The sequence below is a fragment of the Polyangiaceae bacterium genome (assembly GCA_016715885.1).
Classification (GTDB): Bacteria; Myxococcota_A; Polyangia; order Polyangiales; family Polyangiaceae; genus Polyangium.
In genome coordinates, this window is the sequence record JADJXL010000002.1 from 180,166 (window position 1) to 199,815 (window position 19,650).

Consider the following 19,650-nt stretch of genomic DNA (forward strand, 5'->3'; position numbering starts at 1 on the left):
GAACCGCTCATCCCCGATCCCCCGCGGGGTTGTCGAGGACTTCTTGCACGAGCGACTTGCCGCGGCGCATGAGCTCCTCAACGCTCGCATCGCTCGCATCGGGGTCGAAACGAAGCGCAGAAACTTCGTCGAAGAGGTCTTTCGTACGCGTGGCAAGGTCTTCCGAAAGCCCCGCAGTTTCGAGCTCGCCCGGAAGGTCGTCGAGAAGAATGCCTCGCGTTTCGAGGTCCGTTGCGGCCTTGAGGGCATGATGCAGAGCGCGTTCGATCGCGGCACAAACCGCTTTCGCATCGCCACTCGAGCGTGCGCGATCGGCATCGTCGAGCGCCCCTTTGGCAAGACGTTCGGGTGAAACGGCGCCTGCTTGCCTTCGCAAACGGATGCGTCTTGCGCTTGCGAGGCCCGCGGAAAACAGCGCGTACGCGATGGGCGGTGCACCGAGCGCCACGAAGAGGCGCGGGCCTTCGAAAACGGGTGCAGGCGGCGGCGTGTACGTACCGAGCGTCGTGCGAACGCCAGGTATGTTGGCAAATGGGTCGGCTGGGGCCTTGTCTGTTGCAGCAGCTTCCGTAGATGCTGACGACGCGCCGTGTGGCGACGATGGAGGCGGCTGTTTTTCCGGAAGAACTTCGACGGTGCCGAGGTCCACGCTGGCGACTTGGTATTTGCGCGACGCAGGGTCCCAATGTGGCAGGTCGATTTTACCCAGGTTCACATTGCCCGACTCTTTGACGCGTACGACGTAACCAAAGGACCGATATCCCGCAATGATGCCGCCTTGCGCTCCAATCGATTCACGTTTTTCCGGGTCGAGCCATTCGACACCCGTTCGTTCGGGCACCTTGAGCGATTGAGGAAAGTTTCCATTGCCCGAAACGCGCGCGGTCACGGCGAGTGTTCCACCGAAGGGAATGCGCCTTGGCTCCACGTTTGCGGTCAGCGAAAATCGCCCGACATCGCCGAGCACGTAGCCCGCAGGTCTCCCCACGCGAGGCGGTTCGGTCACGCGAATGACGAGATCTTCGCTTGCTCGCGCGGACCGACGCCCAATGGGCCGGCCAGTAAATGCAAATTGTAGCGATCCGACGTGCAAATCACCGGTACGCACGGGGAAGAGCGCAATGCGATCGGCGGTAATGACGTCATAGGTTTGTCCTCCCGCTTTGGCGCGAACGATGGGCTCGGCGCCGGGATTGGCGAGCATCGAAAAGCGCAAAAAGTCCGCAGCAGTAGGATCGTGCCTATCTTCGACGGATGTCGAAATGCGCCGATAAATGTAAAACGTGACGGTGATTTGTTCGCCGACGACAGCCGTCTTCTTGTCGGCCCGTGCATGCACGAAGACGTACGGATCAGGCGCCGTGCGCAATTCCAGGCTTCCATCGATGGGCGGCAGCGTCTCTTCTGGCTCGAATCCGCCGAATGGAAACCCGAAACCGCCAAAACCAGGCCCGCCCGGAAGCAAAAATGGATTCGTCGATCGCTTGGGCCTGCCCGACGCCCGGACCACTTCGACGTCCACCGCTTGTCCTGAAAAACGGCGCCCAGCCCAGAGCACCGTCGGCGCGGGGATTTTTACTTTTGCTGGGGCATTCGCCACGAGCTGCCACGTCGCATCGATGCCCACTTGCGCCACGCCATTGATGACGACCATGGATTGACCCACGCTGGGACCGCCCATGATCGTCGCTCCTCTCGGAGGCTTCAGCACAGGATCGCTCGGTATGGGTTCGCCCGGTGAAACGAGCGCCGATAACTGAATGGTGAAAGGTTCGCCAACTTCGGGTCGCGTCGTGCTTATGCGCGTTTTGAGCTGCGGTTCGGCAAAAGCAACCTGGCTGGCGCTCGCGATGGCCATGGCCGCCGTGCATGCAGAGACAAACCGCATGGTGCTCATTTGTCCTCCATTACGCGCCTGGTTCGATTCGCTGCTCGGGCTTTCGCTTCCTGCTCCTGATACGTCGGCGCTTCCTCGAATTGATCGAGAATTCGCTCGTCTTGACCTTGTGGCGCTTCTGGTTTCGCCCGCTCCGGCGGTTGAGGCTCGGGGGCGCCGCTGTCTTCACCACCCGCGTCTTGGCCCGCATCCGGCTGCCCGCCGTCGTCGCCGCCGTCGTCTCCGGCATCCTGTCCGCCGTCGTCTCCGGCGTCGCCGCCATCATCGCCATTCGATCCGTCATTGCCTTCGGATCCGTCGCTGGCGTCGTCATTGCCGTCGGGCGAATCTTCGGGTGCATCCGGCGGAGAATCTTCCGGCGCGTCTTGCCCAGCGTCCTTCTGATCTTCGATGCGTCGTAATGCAATCGCCCGATTCCACGCTGCATCGCGACCAATGCCATCGGCTCCCGAGTCTTCGGGCATGCCCGGAATCAAGGCTAAAGCATCGTTGTAATGCTTGACGGCTTCTTCGTATTTGCGACGCAGAAATTCGAGATTGCCGGCAAGGTAATGCGCTCGCGCCCGCAAATCGATCGGTACTTTGGAATCTTCGGCAATCGCTCGCACGACGATGAGCGCACAATCGACCTCGAGCGACCGATTCGCCATGAGCTCTTCTTCGCCCGGACCACCATCGGCGAGCTCTTCCTCGCCAAACCTACGCCCAAATTTTTCTGCGACCGAGAACAGCACCAAACCGAGGTCGAACGAACCGTTGTATTTTTGCCTCACGGTGTCGGGCAAACCAATGCCGCCGTCGCTGCAAGCGCCCGTGCCGAGATACGTTTCGAGCGCCTCCTCGGCAGATTGGAACCTGCCAGCATCGAGATCCGCCAAAGCTTGATCGACCACCGGCGAATTTCGCTCGAAAGGACTGCGCGGATCCCAACCGCTGCATCCGGACGCCAGATACGTTGCACCACCAACGAAGCACGCCAAGACAAACACCGCCCCGGCGTATCGTTTCCAGGCGCGGAAACGATCGGGCGACGCCTTGTTCTTGCGCTCAGACCGAGCCACGAGGCACCTCCCGTCGAGTTTGTCCCAAGGCCGCTCGAGGCGGCAGCACGTCCGGCGCTCGGCGTCGCATGAACCTTCGCGGCGCATCCGCGAGGAAGGCCTCTGCCAAGAGGAGCAGGATCGCAAGGCCCAGCGGATAAAAGTAGACGTCCGCGTACACCGTCTCGATGCGTTCGGCGAGCTCGCTCTTCATCTGACGGCGAAGCTCTGCCGCAATGCGCTCGATGCCCGTCGTGCCCTTGTCGGCCACGATGAATTCCCCGCCCGGCGTGGCCGTAGCGATCGATTGCAGTTGCCGCTCGCCATCGACACTCAGCGACGTCGTGAGCGGCTTGCCCTTGTTGTCCGTACGCCATCCGATGATGCGCCCATCTTCTGCAACTTCAGGAATTCGTTCCGGTGTGCGCCCGCCAATCTGAACGACGTGCACCGTCGTTCCTTCCGCACCGAGCTGCTGCGCGACGGCGGCTGGATCCCCTTCGAGATCCTCACCGTCCGTGATGAGTAGAACGATTCGTTTGTGCTCCGACGATTTCGGATCCCGCACGAGCAGATCGCGTGCGAGTGTGAGTGCGCGGGCAATCGCCGTGCCTCCGATGGGCATGTCGTTCGGATCGAGCTGCCGTAGAAACTGCGCGATCGCTGCTCCATCTGCCGTCAGGGGAAAACCCATCGGTTCTCCGGCAAACGCGACTGCGGCGAACCGCGCACCTTCGAGCTCCTTCACGAGACGCGCGACTTCCACTTTCGCGCGGAAAATGCGCGAAGGTTCGACATCACGCGCATACATGCTCTTCGAGTAATCGAGCACGATGACGACATCCACGTTCGTCGCAGGCACGAGACGCGTGCCTTTTCCGTATTGCGGTCGTGCAGCAGCAATGAACGCAAGCGCCGTGGCGAGCACGAGCAGCACGGCTTTCCACGATCGACGCAGCGTCGGATCACTCGTCACGAGCGCTTCGACGCGGTCAGCATCGCCGAACGCACGCATCGACTTGCGACGCAAGAGCATGCCGTGCACGAGAAGCGCCGCGACGACGAGCGCGAGCAGCGCGAACCACAGAAACACACTCGATGCGAAGATCATGGGAACCTCCGCAAGAGCCACGCGCGGATGAGGGCATCGAGGCCCACGAGCACCACGCCTGGGATGAGCAAAAACGCGAACAAGTCCTCGAACGACGTGCGGCTCGCCTCGAAGCGCGTCTTTTCGAGCTGATCGAGCACCGAGTGCATGCTCTCCGCAAGGGCCCGCGCATCGGTCGCGACGTACGCGTTGCCTCCTGTGGTCTTGGCGATCCACTGAAGCAGTTCGGGATTCACTGGATAACGTCGCCGCGTGTAGCTCGGTCGCCCAAACAGATCGATGCCGTTTTCGACTTCGACTTCGTCGTCGCTGCCGATCTGGATCGTGCTGATCTTGCAGCCTTGGCTCGTCGCGAGTTGCGTTGCGTATTGCGGCGAAACGAGGCCCTCTTTGTTGTCCCCGTCCGTGAGCAGCACGATGACCTTCGACTGCGCATCGCTGCGACGAAGACGCGCAACGGCTGTTGCAAGTGCATCGCCGATGGCCGTGCTCGATCCGTCGATGACATCGAGGCTCATCTTGCCCACGAGCTCGGTGAGCAAGTGGTAATCGAGCGTCGGAGGTGACAGGACGTACGCAGATTTGCCAAAGACGACGACGCCGATGCGATCGGTTTTTCGGCGGCCGATGAAGTCTTGGATCACGATCTTGGCGGTATCGAGGCGCGTGAGACGTCGGCCAGGTGGAAGGCTGATGTGGCCCGGCAAGTCGCCGGGTTTGGCGTCGAGGATCGCGCGCATCGAGCCGGACAGGTCGAGCACGACGACGATGTCGATGCCTTTGTCGTCGCTCTTTTGATCTCGAAGCACCGAGATGGGCCGCGCGATGGCGACGACGAGCATCGCGATCGAGACGGCGCGCAAAACGCCAGGCAGATCGCGGAACCTGGCGCGCCAGCCTCGAGGACCACGCAGGAAAGGCGCGATGGTGCCGAGACGCATTCGTGGCGTACGTTCGTCCTGACCAACTGTGCCCCACCACAGGACAACCGGCACGACGAGCAAGCCCAGAAGCAGCCATGGATGCTCGAACGACGCCGAAGGCCACGCATCGCCGCGCACGTAAAGCGGATAAGCGAGCGCCAGACCCGTCACGACGACGAGCTGCAAAGCGATCAGGAAAAACCGCTTCACGAGGCACCTCCGCTCGGTTCTAACCGCTGCGCGATGGGCGTCGTGTTGCGCACGATGGTGATGCCGCGTTCGAGCGCTGCGAGGCAGTCGTTTTCGGTGGGCACGACGCGGGCAAACTTGACGAGATCAGCCTCCTCGAGGAAGCGATTGATCGTATCGAGCCCGCGTACGGCAGGACGAACCCGCGCGAGCGTGCGTTCCATTTCGTCGGTCGTGCTTTCGAGCCCATCGAAGCCGTAACGCGCGCCGAGGTACTTGCGCACGCAGTCGCTCACGCGATCGAAGTATTCGTCCGTGCGTCCTTCGGCGATGAGGTTCGACGTGCGGATGGCTTCGAGCTCTTCGAGTGCGGCGACCCAGGGAATAACGGGCGGCACGTAAGGTTCGGGCTTGGGCCGCCGCATCCAATGAACGATGAGCAGCGCGAGCAATGGCCCGAGGATGGCCGTTGCACCCAGCACCGTCGCTACCTGTTTTGCAGCGACCCACTCTTCACGTTGAGGTCTGCCGTCGGGGTTTGGTCTGACCTTTGGATCGATTTCGTTCGCGATCGGATCGTTGACGACGATGGCGTGACGGATGGTGCAAATGGTCATCGTCTCGCCGCTCGCGCGGGCAACGGTGATCGGTACCGGTGGGAGCACCATGTTGTGCCGCCCTGGTTCTTTGGGAAGCGGCACGAATGGCAGCGTGACTTTCGTCGTCGCCGATGTTTCGCCTTGTTCCACTGTGACGGTGGGACCTGCACCGCCGTCGGGATCTGGAAGGACAAACCCAGCTTCTTCGAGAGCTCGGTATGCTTCGGTGCCGCGGTCGACTCGAAAGCCGCCGGGCATGACGATTTCGCCCTTTCCGTGGACGATGGTGAGCACGAGTGTCGCAGCGTGTCCGCTGAAACCGCGCCCATGGAGCACTTCGGTCATCTTGGGCCGCGTGGCGCCGTCAGGGATGCGCTCGGTGCACGAAGCCGGCGCGGGCTGGCTGGTGGCCGGCGCGTTCCCAGCATCCAGCGCAGGTCCGGCGTCCAGCGCGTCCCCAGCGTCCAGCACGCTGTCCGCATCAACGGCGCTCGCCGCATCCGGAACGTCTTGGGCGATGGATGGCCGAACGACGAATGATGCGGTAGCGGCCGCAAGGAAGAAGGCGAGTCGGGTGTTCACCGTCGCATCCTCCTCGTGCGTTTTGCAAAGAGTTTCCGTAGCGGCTCGACGTAGTTGCCGTCGGTTCGAATGGTGACGGTGTCGAGGGCCAGTTTCTTGAAGAGTTTGTCCCGTTCGACCTGATGCGCGCGCATGAGCGCCGCGTAGCGTTCGCGCACGTTGCGATCCGACGTGTCGACGACGACCTCTTCCCCCGTCTCCAAATCCTCGAACGTCGCAAGACCCACGTCGGGCATTTCCGTGTCACGCACGTCTTCGAGCACCACCGGGATGACGTCGTGTTTGCTTGCTGCAAGGGCGAGCGCTCGTTCGTAGCCGCGATCGAAAAAGTCGCTGACGACGAACGCTACGCTCTTGCGCTTTTGCACTTTGCAGAGCGTTTCGAGCGCCACCTTGAGGTTCGTCCCGGAACGCGCTGGTTCGTGCCCCAAGATTTCGCGGATGACCCGCATCACGTGCTTCTCGCCTTTCTTCGGCGGCACGATCGCTTCGACGACGTCCGTTGCGAGGAGCAACCCCACACGGTCGTTGTTGCGAATGGCGCTGAACGCGCACAAGGCACAAATCTCGGCAGCTACCGTGGCCTTCGACGAACGACGCGTCCCGAAGTGCTCGCTCTCGGACAAATCCACGACGAGCATCACGGTCATCTCGCGCTCTTCGACGAACACCTTCACGAACGGCTCGTTCATGCGCGCCGATACGTTCCAGTCGATCCAGCGCACGTCGTCACCCGGCAGGTAAGCGCGCACTTCACGAAAGCTCAGACCTTGGCCGCGAAAAACCGACGAGTACGTCCCCGAAAGTTGTTCGTTCGCCAAATGGCTCGTCTTGATCTCGATCGCCCGCAATCGTTTCAGTAGCTCCGCCGTGGCGGGCTTCGTATCGCGAGGCTTACGAGATTCGTCGCTACGAGGTTTGGCCTGGCGAGGTTTGTCCCGACGCTCTTCCCGCGTCGAAGCTGCTGGTTTGTCCGGGGAAAAGAACGAGAGCAACCGCGACAAAAAGCTCGGCTCGGGAGCCTTTGCTTTGCGCTTCTTGCCCCCTTTGCCCTTGCTGGGAAGGGGCGCCGATGAAGGATCGCGAGGGCGCTTCACGGCACCTCGATCACCTCGAACACCCGACGTACGACCTGCTCGGTCGTCACTTCCTCGGCTTCGGCTTCGTACGTGAGCACGATGCGGTGACGAAGGACATCGGGGCCGACAGCTTTGACGTCTTCGGGGGTGACGTATCCGCGGTGGCGTAGGAAAGCGTGCGCGCGGGCGGCGAGGGCAAGCGAAATGGACGCGCGCGGGCTCGCGCCGTATTCGATGAGACTCGCAAGATCCTTCATGCCCTTTTGACTGGGCTCTCGCGTCGCGAAGACGACATCGACGATGTAGTCCTTGACGCGATCGTCCATGTACACGTCGCGCACGACCTTGCGAGCCGTCACCAACGTTTCGGGCTCGATGATCTTGTTCGCGTGCGCTTCGACGAGTCCCGTCGTGCGATCGATGATCTGCCGTTCTTCGGCACGCGACGGGTAGCTGACCTTGACCATGAGCATGAAGCGATCGACCTGCGCTTCGGGCAAGCGGTACGTGCCCTCCTGCTCGATGGGGTTCTGCGTGGCCATCACGATGAACGGATCGGGCAGCTTGTAGCTTTGGTCGCCGATCGTGACCTGGCGTTCCTGCATCGCTTCGAGCAGCGCGCTTTGCACCTTGGCCGGCGCGCGGTTGATCTCGTCGGCGAGAACGAGGTTGGCGAAGATGGGGCCGAGCTTCGAGGAAAACTCGCCCTTCTGATGGTTGTAGATGACCGTGCCGATCACGTCGGCGGGCAAGAGATCGGGCGTGAACTGAACGCGCGAAAACTTGGCGTGGATCGCGTCGCAAAGGGTGCGGACGGTGAGCGTCTTGGCAAGACCCGGGACGCCTTCGAGGAGGATGTGCCCACCGGTCAAGAGGCCGATGAGGATCCGCTCCAGCATGTAGGTTTGTCCAACGATAACCTTGCCGACTTCGCCGGTGAGGTTCTCGATGAAGGCGCTTTCTTTCGCGACGAGTTCGTTGAGGGCTCGGACGTCGTGCATGGGATGATCGAGCAGCAGGGTTTTATGCCGAGGGTTTCCGCGTCGCGTTGCGGAACGACGCACATGGCAACTCGGGGCGCTCAGACAGTTGCGCCGCGAGACTTATTCCCAAGTCGGCAGGTTGCAAGCCCCGAGAGGGCATTCCGGCGGAAACCTTCTGAGCTCAAACGGCAGGAAGGACGTTCAGGTGCGCCGTGCCGCTTTGTTTCCCGTAGAGCTGCTTGATTTCGATCTTGTACGCACCGATGGCCGATGCCGTGAACTCCACGGGTGGGGCGCTTTGAGGTCTGCCCGTCGGCAATTCACGCAAGATCCGCTCGACGATCACCTTGCCAGAAGGAGATTTGATCTTGACGTTGAAGGGCGGATCCGCATCGTCCTCCGCGCGGAAGACGAGCTTGATGACGTCACCCAGTCGAGCGGGCTCGGTCTTGCAGATGGCCTCGATTTCCCCGACGGTGTCGGTGATGGTTCGGGACACGTAGATGCTCGTTCACTGTCCGCATATGCCCGATGAGGTTGGGCAGCGGATGGGTCGCATTTTATGCACGAAGGCGCAGCGTGGGCGAGTTTGCCGCGAAACGTGACCTTTTCGGCTGAAATCGCCCACGTTCCGTCATTCTCACCGGGCGCTGTCCGCCCCTCGACGCCAGCGAAGCCGAGGTTGACGCGCAGCCCGCGCCTCGTCGAGACGTCCGACGACGGTGCTGTGCGGAGCGCCCTTGACGAGCGCCGGATCCTCGTGCGCTTCCCGCGCGATCGCCTTCATCGCATCGATGAACTCGTCGAGCGTTTCCTTCGTCTCCGTCTCTGTCGGCTCGATCATGAGCGCGCCGGGAACGACGAGCGGGAAGTACACCGTCGGCGCGTGAAAGCCGTAGTCGAGCAGCCGCTTGCCGATGTCGAGCGTCTTGACGCCAGTCGCCTTCTCGATGTCGACATCGGACAGCACGACCTCGTGCATGCACGGCTCGGGTACGGGCGCGGCATACGAGTCCTTGAGTTTGGCCCAGAGATACCGCGCATTGAGCACCGCGAGCGTACTAGCCATTTTGAGTCCCTCGGCACCCATCTCGCGCAGGTACGTGTACGCGCGGATGAACATGCCGAAGTTGCCGTTGAACGCGCGCACGCGCCCAATCGACTGCGGCCTGTCGTAGTCCAGCGCGAACGCTCCGTCGCTTCGTCGAACGACGACGGGAGCCGGTTGGAAAGGCTCGAGATGTTTCTTGAAGCAGACGGGGCCCGATCCTGGACCGCCACCACCGTGAGGCGTGGTGAACGTCTTGTGCAGGTTGATGTGAATCACGTCGACGCCGATGTCGCCGGGCCTTGCGTGACCCATGATCGCGTTCGTGTTCGCGCCGTCGCCGTACACCAAACCCCCGCGCGAATGGATGAGCTCGATGATCTCGGGCAGGTGCTTTTCGTAGACGCCGAGCGTGTTCGGATTCGTGATCATGAACGCGCAAACGTCGTCCGCACCTTCTCGTTCGATCGCGGCGGCGATCTCTTGCGGCGTCACGACACCGCTCGGGTTCTTGTCGATCTTGACCGCGACGAGTCCATTCAGCGTGCACGAAGCGGGGTTTGTCCCGTGCGCACTTTCGGGGATGAAGACCTTCTTGGGGCTTCGTCCTTTGGCCTCGTGGTAGGCGCGGATCATCATGAGCCCCGTGAGCTCGCCTTGCGCGCCTGCTGAAGGCTGAAGCGAGCAGTCGTCCATGCCGCTCACTTCGGAGAGCATCTGCGCGACGTGCCACATGACCTCGAGGCTGCCTTGTGCGAGCTCGTCCGGTGTTTCCGGATGCATCCTGGCAAAACCCGGAATACGCGCGGCCCATTCGTTGATCTTCGGGTTGTACTTCATGGTGCACGACCCGAGCGGATAGAGCTGCGAGTCGATGCAGAAGTTCCACTGCGACAAACGAACGAAGTGCCGGAACGCTTCGGGTTCGCTGACCTCGGGAAGACCAGCGGGCTCGCTGCGTGCGAGTTGTCCGAAGAGTTTGCTCGGGTCGGCTTCAGGAACATCGAGCGGCGCGAGCGAACCGCCAAAACGATTCGCCGCGCCACGTTCGAAAATCGGCGGTTCGCGGAACTTGGTGCCTCGAGGTTGTGGCTGCGTCATGTGCCTCAGTTGGGAGATGTCGGTTCTTCCGGATTGCCCTGTTCGGTGTTTTCGCCGTCCCACTCGCCGCCGCCGACTTCGGCTGCGCCGTTGCCGCCAATCGAATCGAGGTCCGGCTTGACGTTGCGCTGCTTGACGGCCTCCCAGGTGTAACCGACCTCGTCCTTGCCGAAGCCCGTTTCCCCCGCGAACGTGTCGTCGACGTTCTCACCCGGTGGTCGCTTGTACTTGAAGTAGCCGCGTCCGGTCTTCGTCGCGTTGGGACCGACGAGATCGACGACATGCTCGGTCCACTCGAACTTGAGCACGTCACCCGTCGCTTCGCCTTTCAACTGCCCCCATCGATCCTTGTGCGGCCGAATCCACTTGCCTACGACGGCATTGCCGTCTTGTACGATGTGCAGATAGCCGTACAGCTCGCTGTACCACACGCCGGTCCACGTGCCGTCTTGCGGCATCTCGCCCGGCGTGACGCTCGCGGTCTTTCCACCGCTTGCTCCACCTGAACAAGCCATTGGAGAAAGCGGCGTGCCCACGAGCGCCATCGCCGCCAGGACAAACCATAGGGAACGCTTAGGTTTCATGGGGCGGGGAGCCTAGCAGGTTGTGGCGAAACCGTCGCGCGTGCCTGAAGGGTCAGATGTCGTGGCGAGCAAGCGAGATAGGCAGTCGCAAACCGCAAGACGGCCCGGTGTGACTGGAAACACCGACTCGTCTTGTCGTCTCCGGTTGCGGTCAGAGGCACTGTGAGCCTACCGTACGGAAGCAAGCCATGGAGATCGCGCTGTGCCAAGGAGGCGACAAACCACGTCTCGCGCGGTGCTTTGGTAGGCCAAGTCGGACGCACGCATGAACGGAAACCTGAAGAAGCTCCTCAATCATACCGACGAGGTGGCAACCTTCGGGCTTTCGGCTGCGACCAAGAAGGTAGGCGCCACTGTCCTGGTGAAGGTGAAGGCGCAAGATGCGCTGCGCCTCGAAGGCGCGGGCCTTTCACCCGACATCGTACAATTCGGATCTCGCGCAGTTTTCGACTTCGTCGCGATCGATCACGAACGTGTGCCGCTCTTCGTCGTGCAGTTCGAGTCGACGTCGCACATGACCGATCTGCCATCGGCGAAGGAACAACACGAAAACGAGCTTTGCCGAAAGTTGCTCCTACCGCTCGTCCGTTTGCACGCGCTGCACCTATCGAAGAAGCACCTCAGCAGCGATATCGCCGGCATGCTTCTCGAAACCTTCCTGATTGCCAAAGGCATCATTTCCCCAAACCCCGCTGCCGCCGCCGACAAACATCGTTCCATGCGCGGCACCGACCTCGAATCGACCGGGCCGCTTTCGATGCTGTCTTCAGGGCCCCTTTCCACCACATCGACAGGACCTTTGTCCCTTGGCCCGATGTCCGTCGCACCTACGTCTGCCGCGAATTCCGAACGCGGACCGATGCCAGGACCGTTCGCCGACGTGCGCAAGAGCATCCGCCGCGTCTATGACGCCGGAAAGTGCCGAAGCCCCATTCCGTCGTCGCTCATGGGAGTCGACTTGATTGGCACTCACCACGCCGTGGGATTTCTTCGCATCACCGACGAGAACGTCGCCTGTTCACGCATTGCCCTGCGTGCCCAGTTGTTCCCTACGTCGATCCCCGAGCTCGTAGAAGAAATCTTGATTCACGAGCTCTATCACGAGCTACTCGAGGTCATTCGAGGCCGAGGTCGAAGCGTCACACGCGCCGAGCTTGGCGCGACGATCTCGACGTTTCGCATGCGGTACAAGGTCAAGGGGACGCCAGCGAGCGTACCCCCGGCGACCTGACGCCTCAGCCTCATCGAACCAACAATTCACAACGATCTCCCGGCATGCATGACGCTGCGTTACGCTCGCAAGCCCACGCACGTCCGGAGTTGCCATGTATTCTAGACTGTTTGCCATCGTCACGGGTTTGTCGATCGCGTTCGTCACTTCGAACGCAAGTGCGCACGCGCTGCTGATGAATCCGCCCCCGCTCACGAGCGACGACAACGCCAAGAGTGGGCCGTGCGGATGTTTCTTCGGCGCAGGACCGGAAGATCCCAACGAAGACGCGACCGCGTCAGCGTGCCCGGCGGACTACAAGTCGACGCCACTCGTTGCGGGATCGAAGCTGCAAGTCACGTGGAAAGAAACGGTCAATCACACGGGGAAGTTCCGCATTTCTCTGTCGACCAAACCCATCAACTTGGTGACGCGCGCCGATCTCGATGGCGCCGTGCTGTACGAAGGTGACGACACGAATGGTGTGAACGGTGGACTCATCAGCACGACGATCACCGTGCCCGACACGCCGTGCACGAACTGCGTCATTCAGCTCAGGCAGTTCATGGCCGGCGCGTCCAAGCCTTACTATTACTCGTGCGCAGCGATCGACATCGAGAGCCCCAGCGGCAGTTCGTCGTCGAGCAGCGGCGGTGCTTCATCGTCGTCGGGTGGTGGCGGCATGGGCGGAGCTGGAGGCACTGGCGGAACCGGCGGCACCGACGAGGACTTCGTGATCGGTGCGGGTCCAGCGCCCATTCCGGCCACGCAAGTGCCAGGGGCGTGTCACGCAAGCGCATCGAACGTCGGCTCGTCGACGTCGTCATGGGCGACGCTCGCAGGACTGTTTGTCTTGACAATGTGGCGCAGGTCGCGATGTCGCGCGCAGGCGTGAGGGTTCTTTTTCAGCCGAGCGCAGCTTTCGCCGCATCGACGGTGCGAACGATGTCTGCTTCGGTGTGTGCAGCCGAGACAAACGCTGCTTCGTATTGGGACGGCGGCCAATAGATCCCACGCGCGAGTAGACCCGCATGCCATGACGCAAATCGCTTCGTGTCCGACCGAGCTGCGTCTTGCCAAGAGCGTACGGGACCTTCCGCAAAAAACAGCGTGATCATGGATCCCACGCGCTGCACCGTGGCGGTGACGCCCGCGGCTTTGGTTGCTTCCGACAAACCGGCTTCGAGCATGGCACCGAGCTTCTCGAGTTTGTCATACACGTCCGGTGTCAGGCGCTCGAGCGTGGCGAGTCCTGCAGCGACCGCAACGGGATTGCCGCTCAACGTGCCGGCTTGATAGACCGGACCGAGCGGTGCAACGACACTCATCACGTCGTCACGACCACCATAAGCGGCGAGCGGCATGCCGCCTCCGATGACTTTGCCGAGCGTCGTGAGGTCGGGCCGCAAGCCGAATCGTTCCTGTGCGCCTCCGCGTGCGAGGCGACAGCCGGTCATGACTTCGTCGAAAATCGAGAGCGCACCGCTGTTGCGACAAACCTCGATGATTGTCTCGAGAAACCCGGGGATTGGAGGGACGCACCCCATGTTTCCCACGACGGGCTCGACGATGACGGCCGCGATCTCGTGACCACGTTTGCTGAACAGTTCTCGCAGCGCTGCGATGTCGTTGAATGGGAGCGTGAGGGTCGTTTTCGCGGTGCCTTCGGGGACGCCGCCCGAATCGGGGACGCCGAACGTGGCGAGGCCGCTTCCTGCTTTGACGAGCAAGTGATCGGCGTGCCCGTGGTAGCACCCCTCGAACTTGACGATCACATCGCGACCAGTTTTTCCGCGTGCGACGCGAATCGCGCTCATCGTTGCTTCGGTGCCGCTCGAGACGCAGCGCAGCTTGTCGATGCTCGGATAGATCGACTTGATCAATTCGGCAAAACGCACTTCACGCGCCGTGGGGGCACCGAAGGACAAACCCCCTTCGGCCGCACTCTTGACGGCCGCAACGACATCGGGATGCGCATGTCCGAGGAGCGCGGGGCCCCATGAACCGACGTAATCGACGTACGCGGTGCCGTCTTCGCCGTACACCGTGGCTCCGGATGCGCGAGCGATGAACACGGGGTTGCCGCCAACGGCGCGAAAGGCGCGAACGGGACTGTTGACGCCGCCGGGAATGACGGCGCGAGCGCGATCGAAGAGACTTTGCGAGATTGAGTCGGACATGGTGGTCCGTGACTATGCGCGGATGCTGCCGAGCGGCAAGGGGCGTCGTGGCTGGGTGCTTTACTTCCCAACAGCACCCGTCCACCATGCCTTCATGCGACGTTCTTTGCAGTTTCTTCGCCAATCACTTTCCACGGCAGTCCTTGCCGCTCTTCCTTTGACCGTTGGCTGTTCGTCCGAGCCGACGCCAGTTGCGCCGAACCCCGATCAGACGGCGATTTTGTCTGTCGGTGAAGCCGAAAGCTGGATGATTCCCGGTCTTCAGGACGAAGTGCACGTCGTGCGTACCGAATCGAACGTGCCGCACATCTATGCGAAAAACCGCGTCGATTTGGCGCGCGTCCAAGGGTTTGTCATGGCGCGCGATCGGTATTTCATGATGGACCTCGAAAGGCGCCTCGCGACGGGGCGGCTGAGCGAGCTCTTGGGTGATTCGGCGCTCGCAACGGATCAAGAATGGCGTGCGCAAGGCGCGGCGTACGTCACCGATCGCATTCTCGAAGGTCTCGGGCCCGAGCTTTCCGCGCAAGCAGACGCGTTTGCCGAAGGAATCAATGAATACATCGTACGAGTAAAAAATGACGAATTGCCCCCGCCGAGCGAATTGAAGCTCGCTTCGGCATTGCTTGGAGTGCTCAATCCGAATGACCTGATGACGCCGTTCGACCGCCGTGACGTCGCAGCGATGGTCGCCGTCATCATTTATCAGACCAGTTACGAGGGCGGCGACGTCGGTCGAGCTGCAACGGCCGCGAAGCTCCCCACGTTATTCGATGGCGTTGAATTTCAAGAGTTGCGAAGGCAAGGTGCAATCAAGGATTTGTGGGAGCAGCTTTCGCCCATCATGCCGCGAAGCTCGGCGCCAGGTTTCGGACTCGAGGAAGGCAACGCCAAACCAACGGGATCCAATAAAAAACCGCAGGGAGGTTCTTCCGCGGGTGGTCCGGTAAAACAGACGCCCGCATTTTTGCTCGAGCGTCTTTCGCAGCGTCTAGAACGCATGCAAAATCGTCTACTGCGACAAAAAGATGCTGGATATGGCTCGAATGCGTGGGCCGTTGCAGGATCGAAGACGACGACGGGCGCGGCGATGCTGGCCGGTGATGGCCACTTGTCGTTATCGGTGCCATCGATTCTATATCAAGTGGGACTCGATACGTCCGTTTTCGGTGGAGGCAACACGCATCAATTGGGTCTCGTGATTGCGGGTTTCCCCGTGATGCCGATTGGTACGAATGGGAAAGTCGCCTGGAGCCAAACGCAGCTTGGTGGTGATGTGACCGATTGGTATCGCGAAGAAATCCAATTGGGCGCGGACGGTTTGCCAGCGAAGAGCATGTTTCAAGGCGCTTGGAAGGATCTCGTCAAGAAAGACGAAAGCTATGTCATCGCGAACGTCGATGCGCTCGGCAGCGTGGGTCGCACCGAGAATTGGCCCAGATTCGAGACATTCGATGGACGATGGATTGCCGATATCGAAGGTAATGCGGCCAAACCGGGCGATCCGGTGGGTGCCGGGCAAACCATCGTGAATTTGGGCGGCAAATACGTCATTCCCTCGGACGTCGACGGGGATGGAGTCGTCACGGCGATCAGCTTCGACTACGCAGGATTCGATGTGATTGGGGTGTTGCCCACGACCGATAGGCTCGGGCATGCCGCAGACGTACACGAATTCCGCGAAGCTACGAAGGGCCTCGTTGCATATTCGCAAAATTTTGCGGTTGCCGATAGCAGTGGAAATATTTTTTATACGAGCTACCAAACGGTGCCGTGCCGCGGATACCTTCCACGCAATCCTGACGGTACGTTCCAAGCCGACGCGAATCCTGATCAGCTCCTCGATGGTACGGTTTACGGCGCATTTCGGATTCCCACATTGCCGGACGGGAAGGTCGACGAAGCGCCCGGGAAAAACGATCCATACGCGTGCGTGATTCCATTCGACGACATGCCCGCATCGCTCAATCCCAACAGCGGTTATGTTGCGACGGCGAACAACGATCCGGGTAACATTTCGACGGACAATTCGCTCACGAACGACAAGTGGTACATCGGCGGCACGTGGGACGTGGGTTTTCGCGCCGACACCATTTCTCGCGAGCTCGAAAAGGCCATTGCCGACGGTACCGCGGATGAAGACGCAATGGCACGCATCCAAGCGAATACGCAGTCGCGCACGGGCGAATTGCTCGCCGAAACGTTCGTCGAATCGATCAAGAAGGGACGCGCGCTGTCTGCCAAGGGTGGATTGCTTTCGCCCAGTGAGCAGCGCATCGTGGATCTTTACGATGCGAACAAGGCCGACTTCGATGCTGCCGAAATGCGTCTTGGTGCGTGGAAAACGGCAGGCTACGAAGCTCGTTCAGGTGTGGAAACGTTTTACTCGACGCCCACGGCGACCGACAAAGAGTCCGCCGTGGCAACTTCGATATGGAATGCGTGGCTCAGCCGAGCATTGCAACAGACGTTCAATGATGACCAACTGCCCGGCGTGTTCAACAGCTTTTCCAGTGGTGGACAAATTCGCGCCATGTGGAAATTCCTCAATGGTCGAGGTGCAAACAATCCCGAAAAGCTCGCATCGTGGAACGTGGCTACGAGTGAATCGATTTTCTTCGATGTCTTGGGGACGCCGGAGGTCGAGACGAGTGACGAAGTGCTGCTGAAAGCGCTGGCGGATGCGTTTGCATTCTTGAAGTCGGCGCCGAACCCCGACACGCCCGCCGAGGGGGGTTATGGCACGACGGACATGTCGAAGTGGCTGTGGGGACTTCGTCATTATGTGAGGTTCCAGTCGCTCCTCGATGATTTCCTCGACGATCCGCAATATGCTTCATTCACGCAGCCATTTGCCATTACGACGAAGATCCTGCCGCTCAAGCAAGGCACGTATCCCGCGGACGATCCGCGCAAGGATCTGTTGTGGTTCCCGCGTAATGGGGATCAATTCTCCGTGGATGCCGCCAATCCCGGATTCAACGGGCAACGCTTTTCGTATGGAAGTGGGCCTGTCATGCGTATGGTCGTTTCGCTGAAAGGCGAAGAGGTGACCGGGCGTAACATCATTCCGGGTGGTCAGTCGGCCGTCATCGAATCCGAATTCTTTGCGGATCAAACGAAATTGTGGTTGGCAAACGACACGTTGCCGATGCGGTTTTCACCGAAGGACGTTGCTGCGGGCGCGACGCTTCGTGAGGTGTACAAGCCGAAGAAGTGACGGGATGCGTGGAGCACAAGTATTCGTGGTTGCCAGCCGTGCCTCGAGTTTGGCGCAACTACTTGCGCGCAGCCGCGACGAATCGCCGAACGCGCTCGATGTCGACGGCCTCCTCGATTCGCCCGTTTTCCTTGATGCTCGAGCCGACGATGACGCCATCGGCGACTCCGAGGAACGCTGCGACGTTTTCCTCCGTGGCGCCGCTGCCAATGAGGACCGGACAATCGCCAGCCAATGCTTTGGCCGATCGGATCTTTTCAATATCCGGCGCGTCGCCCGTCATCTTTCCCGACACGATGAGTGCATCGGCGCCTGAAAAGCGCGTCCATTCGATGTGTGTGGCCATATCGATTCCAGGAAACCGCACCGAATGCTTCTTGTCGACATCGGCAATGATTTTGATGTGCTCTGCCCCCAGCTCTTTTCGGCGTCGCATCAAATCTGCCGCGCAACCTTCGTCCCACGACCCCGCTTCCCACACGCCTGCACCAGTGAACATGCATACGCGGATGAACGAAGCGCCCGCAGCGAGGGCAATCCCGAGCAATGCAATGCCGCCGTTGTGCACGAGATTGATTCCGAGCGGCAAAGGGACCGCATCACGCACCGCGCGTGCAACGACTGCATGCGCCGCGATGCTTTCAGGCGCGATATGCGGACCCGCTCGAAATGGAATGTCCCACATGTTCTCGACGATCAAACCATCCACGCCGCCCTCCGCCAGGGCTCGAGCGTCCGATATGGCGTGTTCGATGATGGTATCGATTCCATACCCGGAATTGCCGGGAGCACCCGGGAGAGGCCAACAGTGGACCATGCCGATGATGGGCTTCGTTTGACCTCGAAAGATGTCTCCAAGGTCCCGCAATCGTAGGGCGTCGAGTCGAGCTTTCCAGGTCGGTGTCATGGCTCGATTCTTTGGTCCGGCCTCGTGAAAACGTCAAGCGCTTTGATTGCACCTTGCTTTTCGAGGACTGCGCACACTTCTTCATGCGTTGGAGATGCCTCCGCGGCACCGCTACGGCTCGCGACGAGCGCCCCTACGACATTCGCAACTCGAGCGGCCGTTTCGACGGAGCCCTCGCGAAGAAAAACAAATAAAAATGCCGCGACAAATCCATCGCCGGCGCCTGTGGTATCGATGGCAGTGACGGGCCATGGCGGGATGTCAAACCGAGACGAACCTTTTGCGATGCGCGATCCCAGGGCCCCAAGTTTGGCGACGACGAGCGGTGCTCCGGCGTGTGCGAGCGCGGCAAGCGCGCTGTCGATGACCTCTGATTCGTTCCCGGTAAAACCCAGGGATGAGCCAAGCAAAGAAAGTTCGTGGGCATTGGCAAATATCACGGACAAACGCGGCGCGAGCTTCATGATTTCAGTCACTCGCTTGCGCACGAGCGGCAAGCAAAGGTCCACGGAAACGGGAAGTTGTCGTTGAATTGCAGCATCGATCAATTCGAGTGCGGTACTGCGCTGCTCGCCATCGAGGAGCGCGTGTCCGGAAACATGCAAAGCGTGTGCGTCCTGAAAAACTCGGTCGACGTCCGGCAAACCGAGCGCCACGTTGGCTCCGCGATGGCTGAAAAACGTACGTTCACCGCTTGGGGATATCGCCGCAAAACACAGTCCCGTCGTCACATCCGCATCACGCTGAACGAACGATAGGTCGACGCCAGCTCGTTTCGCGGCCCGCAAGGCGACCTCCGCGGCCGGATCCTCGCCAACGCGCGTGACGAGGCGCGATGCGCCACCCAGTCGAGCATACGCGACCGCTACGTTCGCTGCCGTGCCGCCGCTCTGAAATGCAAGCGCCGTGATGGCAGCGTCGTCTCCTTCATGCGGGAAAAACTCGAGAGAAGCAGAAAGATCCGCGTTTGCGTCGCCAACGATGAGACAAACCATTC

General features: G+C 60.9%; 16 protein-coding genes. 3 read left to right on the forward strand and 13 right to left on the reverse strand.

The annotated features are described in order from the left end of the window. Positions 1 to 7: 7 nt before the first annotated feature. The 10 genes from IPM54_04190 to IPM54_04235 form a co-directional block, all read right to left on the reverse strand. On the reverse strand, positions 8 to 1,897 hold the full coding sequence (locus tag IPM54_04190; protein MBK9259014.1) for a BatD family protein: 1,890 nt from the start codon (positions 1,895 to 1,897) through the stop codon (positions 8 to 10). After that, positions 1,894 to 2,958, reverse strand: a complete 1,065-nt coding sequence (locus IPM54_04195; GenBank protein MBK9259015.1) for a tetratricopeptide repeat protein — start codon at positions 2,956 to 2,958, stop codon at positions 1,894 to 1,896. Before IPM54_04195 ends, IPM54_04190 begins: the two co-directional genes overlap by 4 nt. Further along, the gene (locus tag IPM54_04200) at positions 2,945 to 4,048 is read right to left on the reverse strand and encodes a VWA domain-containing protein (protein MBK9259016.1); all 1,104 of its coding nucleotides are present in this window, start codon (positions 4,046 to 4,048) and stop codon (positions 2,945 to 2,947) included. Before IPM54_04200 ends, IPM54_04195 begins: the two co-directional genes overlap by 14 nt. Beyond that, positions 4,045 to 5,181 (reverse strand): VWA domain-containing protein, encoded by a 1,137-nt coding sequence (locus IPM54_04205; GenBank protein MBK9259017.1) that lies wholly within the window; start codon positions 5,179 to 5,181, stop codon positions 4,045 to 4,047. The genes IPM54_04200 and IPM54_04205 overlap by 4 nt, the downstream gene beginning before the upstream one ends. Continuing rightward, positions 5,178 to 6,341 carry a hypothetical protein gene (locus IPM54_04210; GenBank protein ID MBK9259018.1) on the reverse strand — a complete coding sequence of 388 codons (1,164 nt, stop codon included), beginning with the start codon at positions 6,339 to 6,341 and terminating at the stop codon, positions 5,178 to 5,180. The genes IPM54_04205 and IPM54_04210 overlap by 4 nt, the downstream gene beginning before the upstream one ends. After that, positions 6,338 to 7,336, reverse strand: a complete 999-nt coding sequence (locus tag IPM54_04215) for a DUF58 domain-containing protein (GenBank protein MBK9259019.1) — start codon at positions 7,334 to 7,336, stop codon at positions 6,338 to 6,340. Before IPM54_04215 ends, IPM54_04210 begins: the two co-directional genes overlap by 4 nt. Positions 7,337 to 7,434: 98 nt before the next feature. Beyond that, on the reverse strand, positions 7,435 to 8,421 hold the full coding sequence (locus IPM54_04220; protein ID MBK9259020.1) for a MoxR family ATPase: 987 nt from the start codon (positions 8,419 to 8,421) through the stop codon (positions 7,435 to 7,437). Between the two features lie 163 nt (positions 8,422 to 8,584). Continuing rightward, complete coding sequence (locus tag IPM54_04225) at positions 8,585 to 8,890, reverse strand: hypothetical protein (GenBank protein MBK9259021.1); 306 nt, start codon at positions 8,888 to 8,890, stop codon at positions 8,585 to 8,587. A 153-nt stretch (positions 8,891 to 9,043) separates the two neighbouring features. Continuing rightward, positions 9,044 to 10,552, reverse strand: coding sequence for an aminomethyl-transferring glycine dehydrogenase subunit GcvPB (gene gcvPB, locus IPM54_04230; GenBank protein ID MBK9259022.1), 1,509 nt, complete (start codon positions 10,550 to 10,552; stop codon positions 9,044 to 9,046). Positions 10,553 to 10,557: 5 nt separating this feature from the next. Next, positions 10,558 to 11,136, reverse strand: a complete 579-nt coding sequence (locus IPM54_04235; protein MBK9259023.1) for a hypothetical protein — start codon at positions 11,134 to 11,136, stop codon at positions 10,558 to 10,560. Between the two features lie 265 nt (positions 11,137 to 11,401). On the opposite strand from IPM54_04235, the gene IPM54_04240 reads away from it, so the two are divergent. Continuing rightward, positions 11,402 to 12,367 (forward strand): hypothetical protein, encoded by a 966-nt coding sequence (locus tag IPM54_04240; GenBank protein MBK9259024.1) that lies wholly within the window; start codon positions 11,402 to 11,404, stop codon positions 12,365 to 12,367. 94 nt (positions 12,368 to 12,461) lie between these two features. After that, on the forward strand, positions 12,462 to 13,241 hold the full coding sequence (locus IPM54_04245; GenBank protein ID MBK9259025.1) for a lytic polysaccharide monooxygenase: 780 nt from the start codon (positions 12,462 to 12,464) through the stop codon (positions 13,239 to 13,241). Positions 13,242 to 13,251: 10 nt separating this feature from the next. Here the strand turns inward: IPM54_04245 and hemL are convergent, their stop codons facing one another. Further along, positions 13,252 to 14,526: a glutamate-1-semialdehyde 2,1-aminomutase gene (hemL, locus tag IPM54_04250; protein MBK9259026.1), complete on the reverse strand. Its 1,275-nt coding sequence runs from the start codon at positions 14,524 to 14,526 to the stop codon at positions 13,252 to 13,254. On the opposite strand from hemL, the gene IPM54_04255 reads away from it, so the two are divergent. Next, positions 14,525 to 17,746: a penicillin acylase family protein gene (locus IPM54_04255; protein ID MBK9259027.1), complete on the forward strand. Its 3,222-nt coding sequence runs from the start codon at positions 14,525 to 14,527 to the stop codon at positions 17,744 to 17,746. The genes hemL and IPM54_04255 overlap by 2 nt on opposite strands. Before the next feature lie 58 nt (positions 17,747 to 17,804). Here the strand turns inward: IPM54_04255 and IPM54_04260 are convergent, their stop codons facing one another. Both IPM54_04260 and IPM54_04265 read right to left on the reverse strand, forming a co-directional pair. After that, the gene (locus IPM54_04260) at positions 17,805 to 18,653 is read right to left on the reverse strand and encodes a BtpA/SgcQ family protein (protein MBK9259028.1); all 849 of its coding nucleotides are present in this window, start codon (positions 18,651 to 18,653) and stop codon (positions 17,805 to 17,807) included. Beyond that, on the reverse strand, positions 18,650 to 19,648 hold the full coding sequence (locus IPM54_04265; protein ID MBK9259029.1) for a carbohydrate kinase family protein: 999 nt from the start codon (positions 19,646 to 19,648) through the stop codon (positions 18,650 to 18,652). Before IPM54_04265 ends, IPM54_04260 begins: the two co-directional genes overlap by 4 nt. Between the last annotated feature and the right edge of the window lie 2 nt (positions 19,649 to 19,650).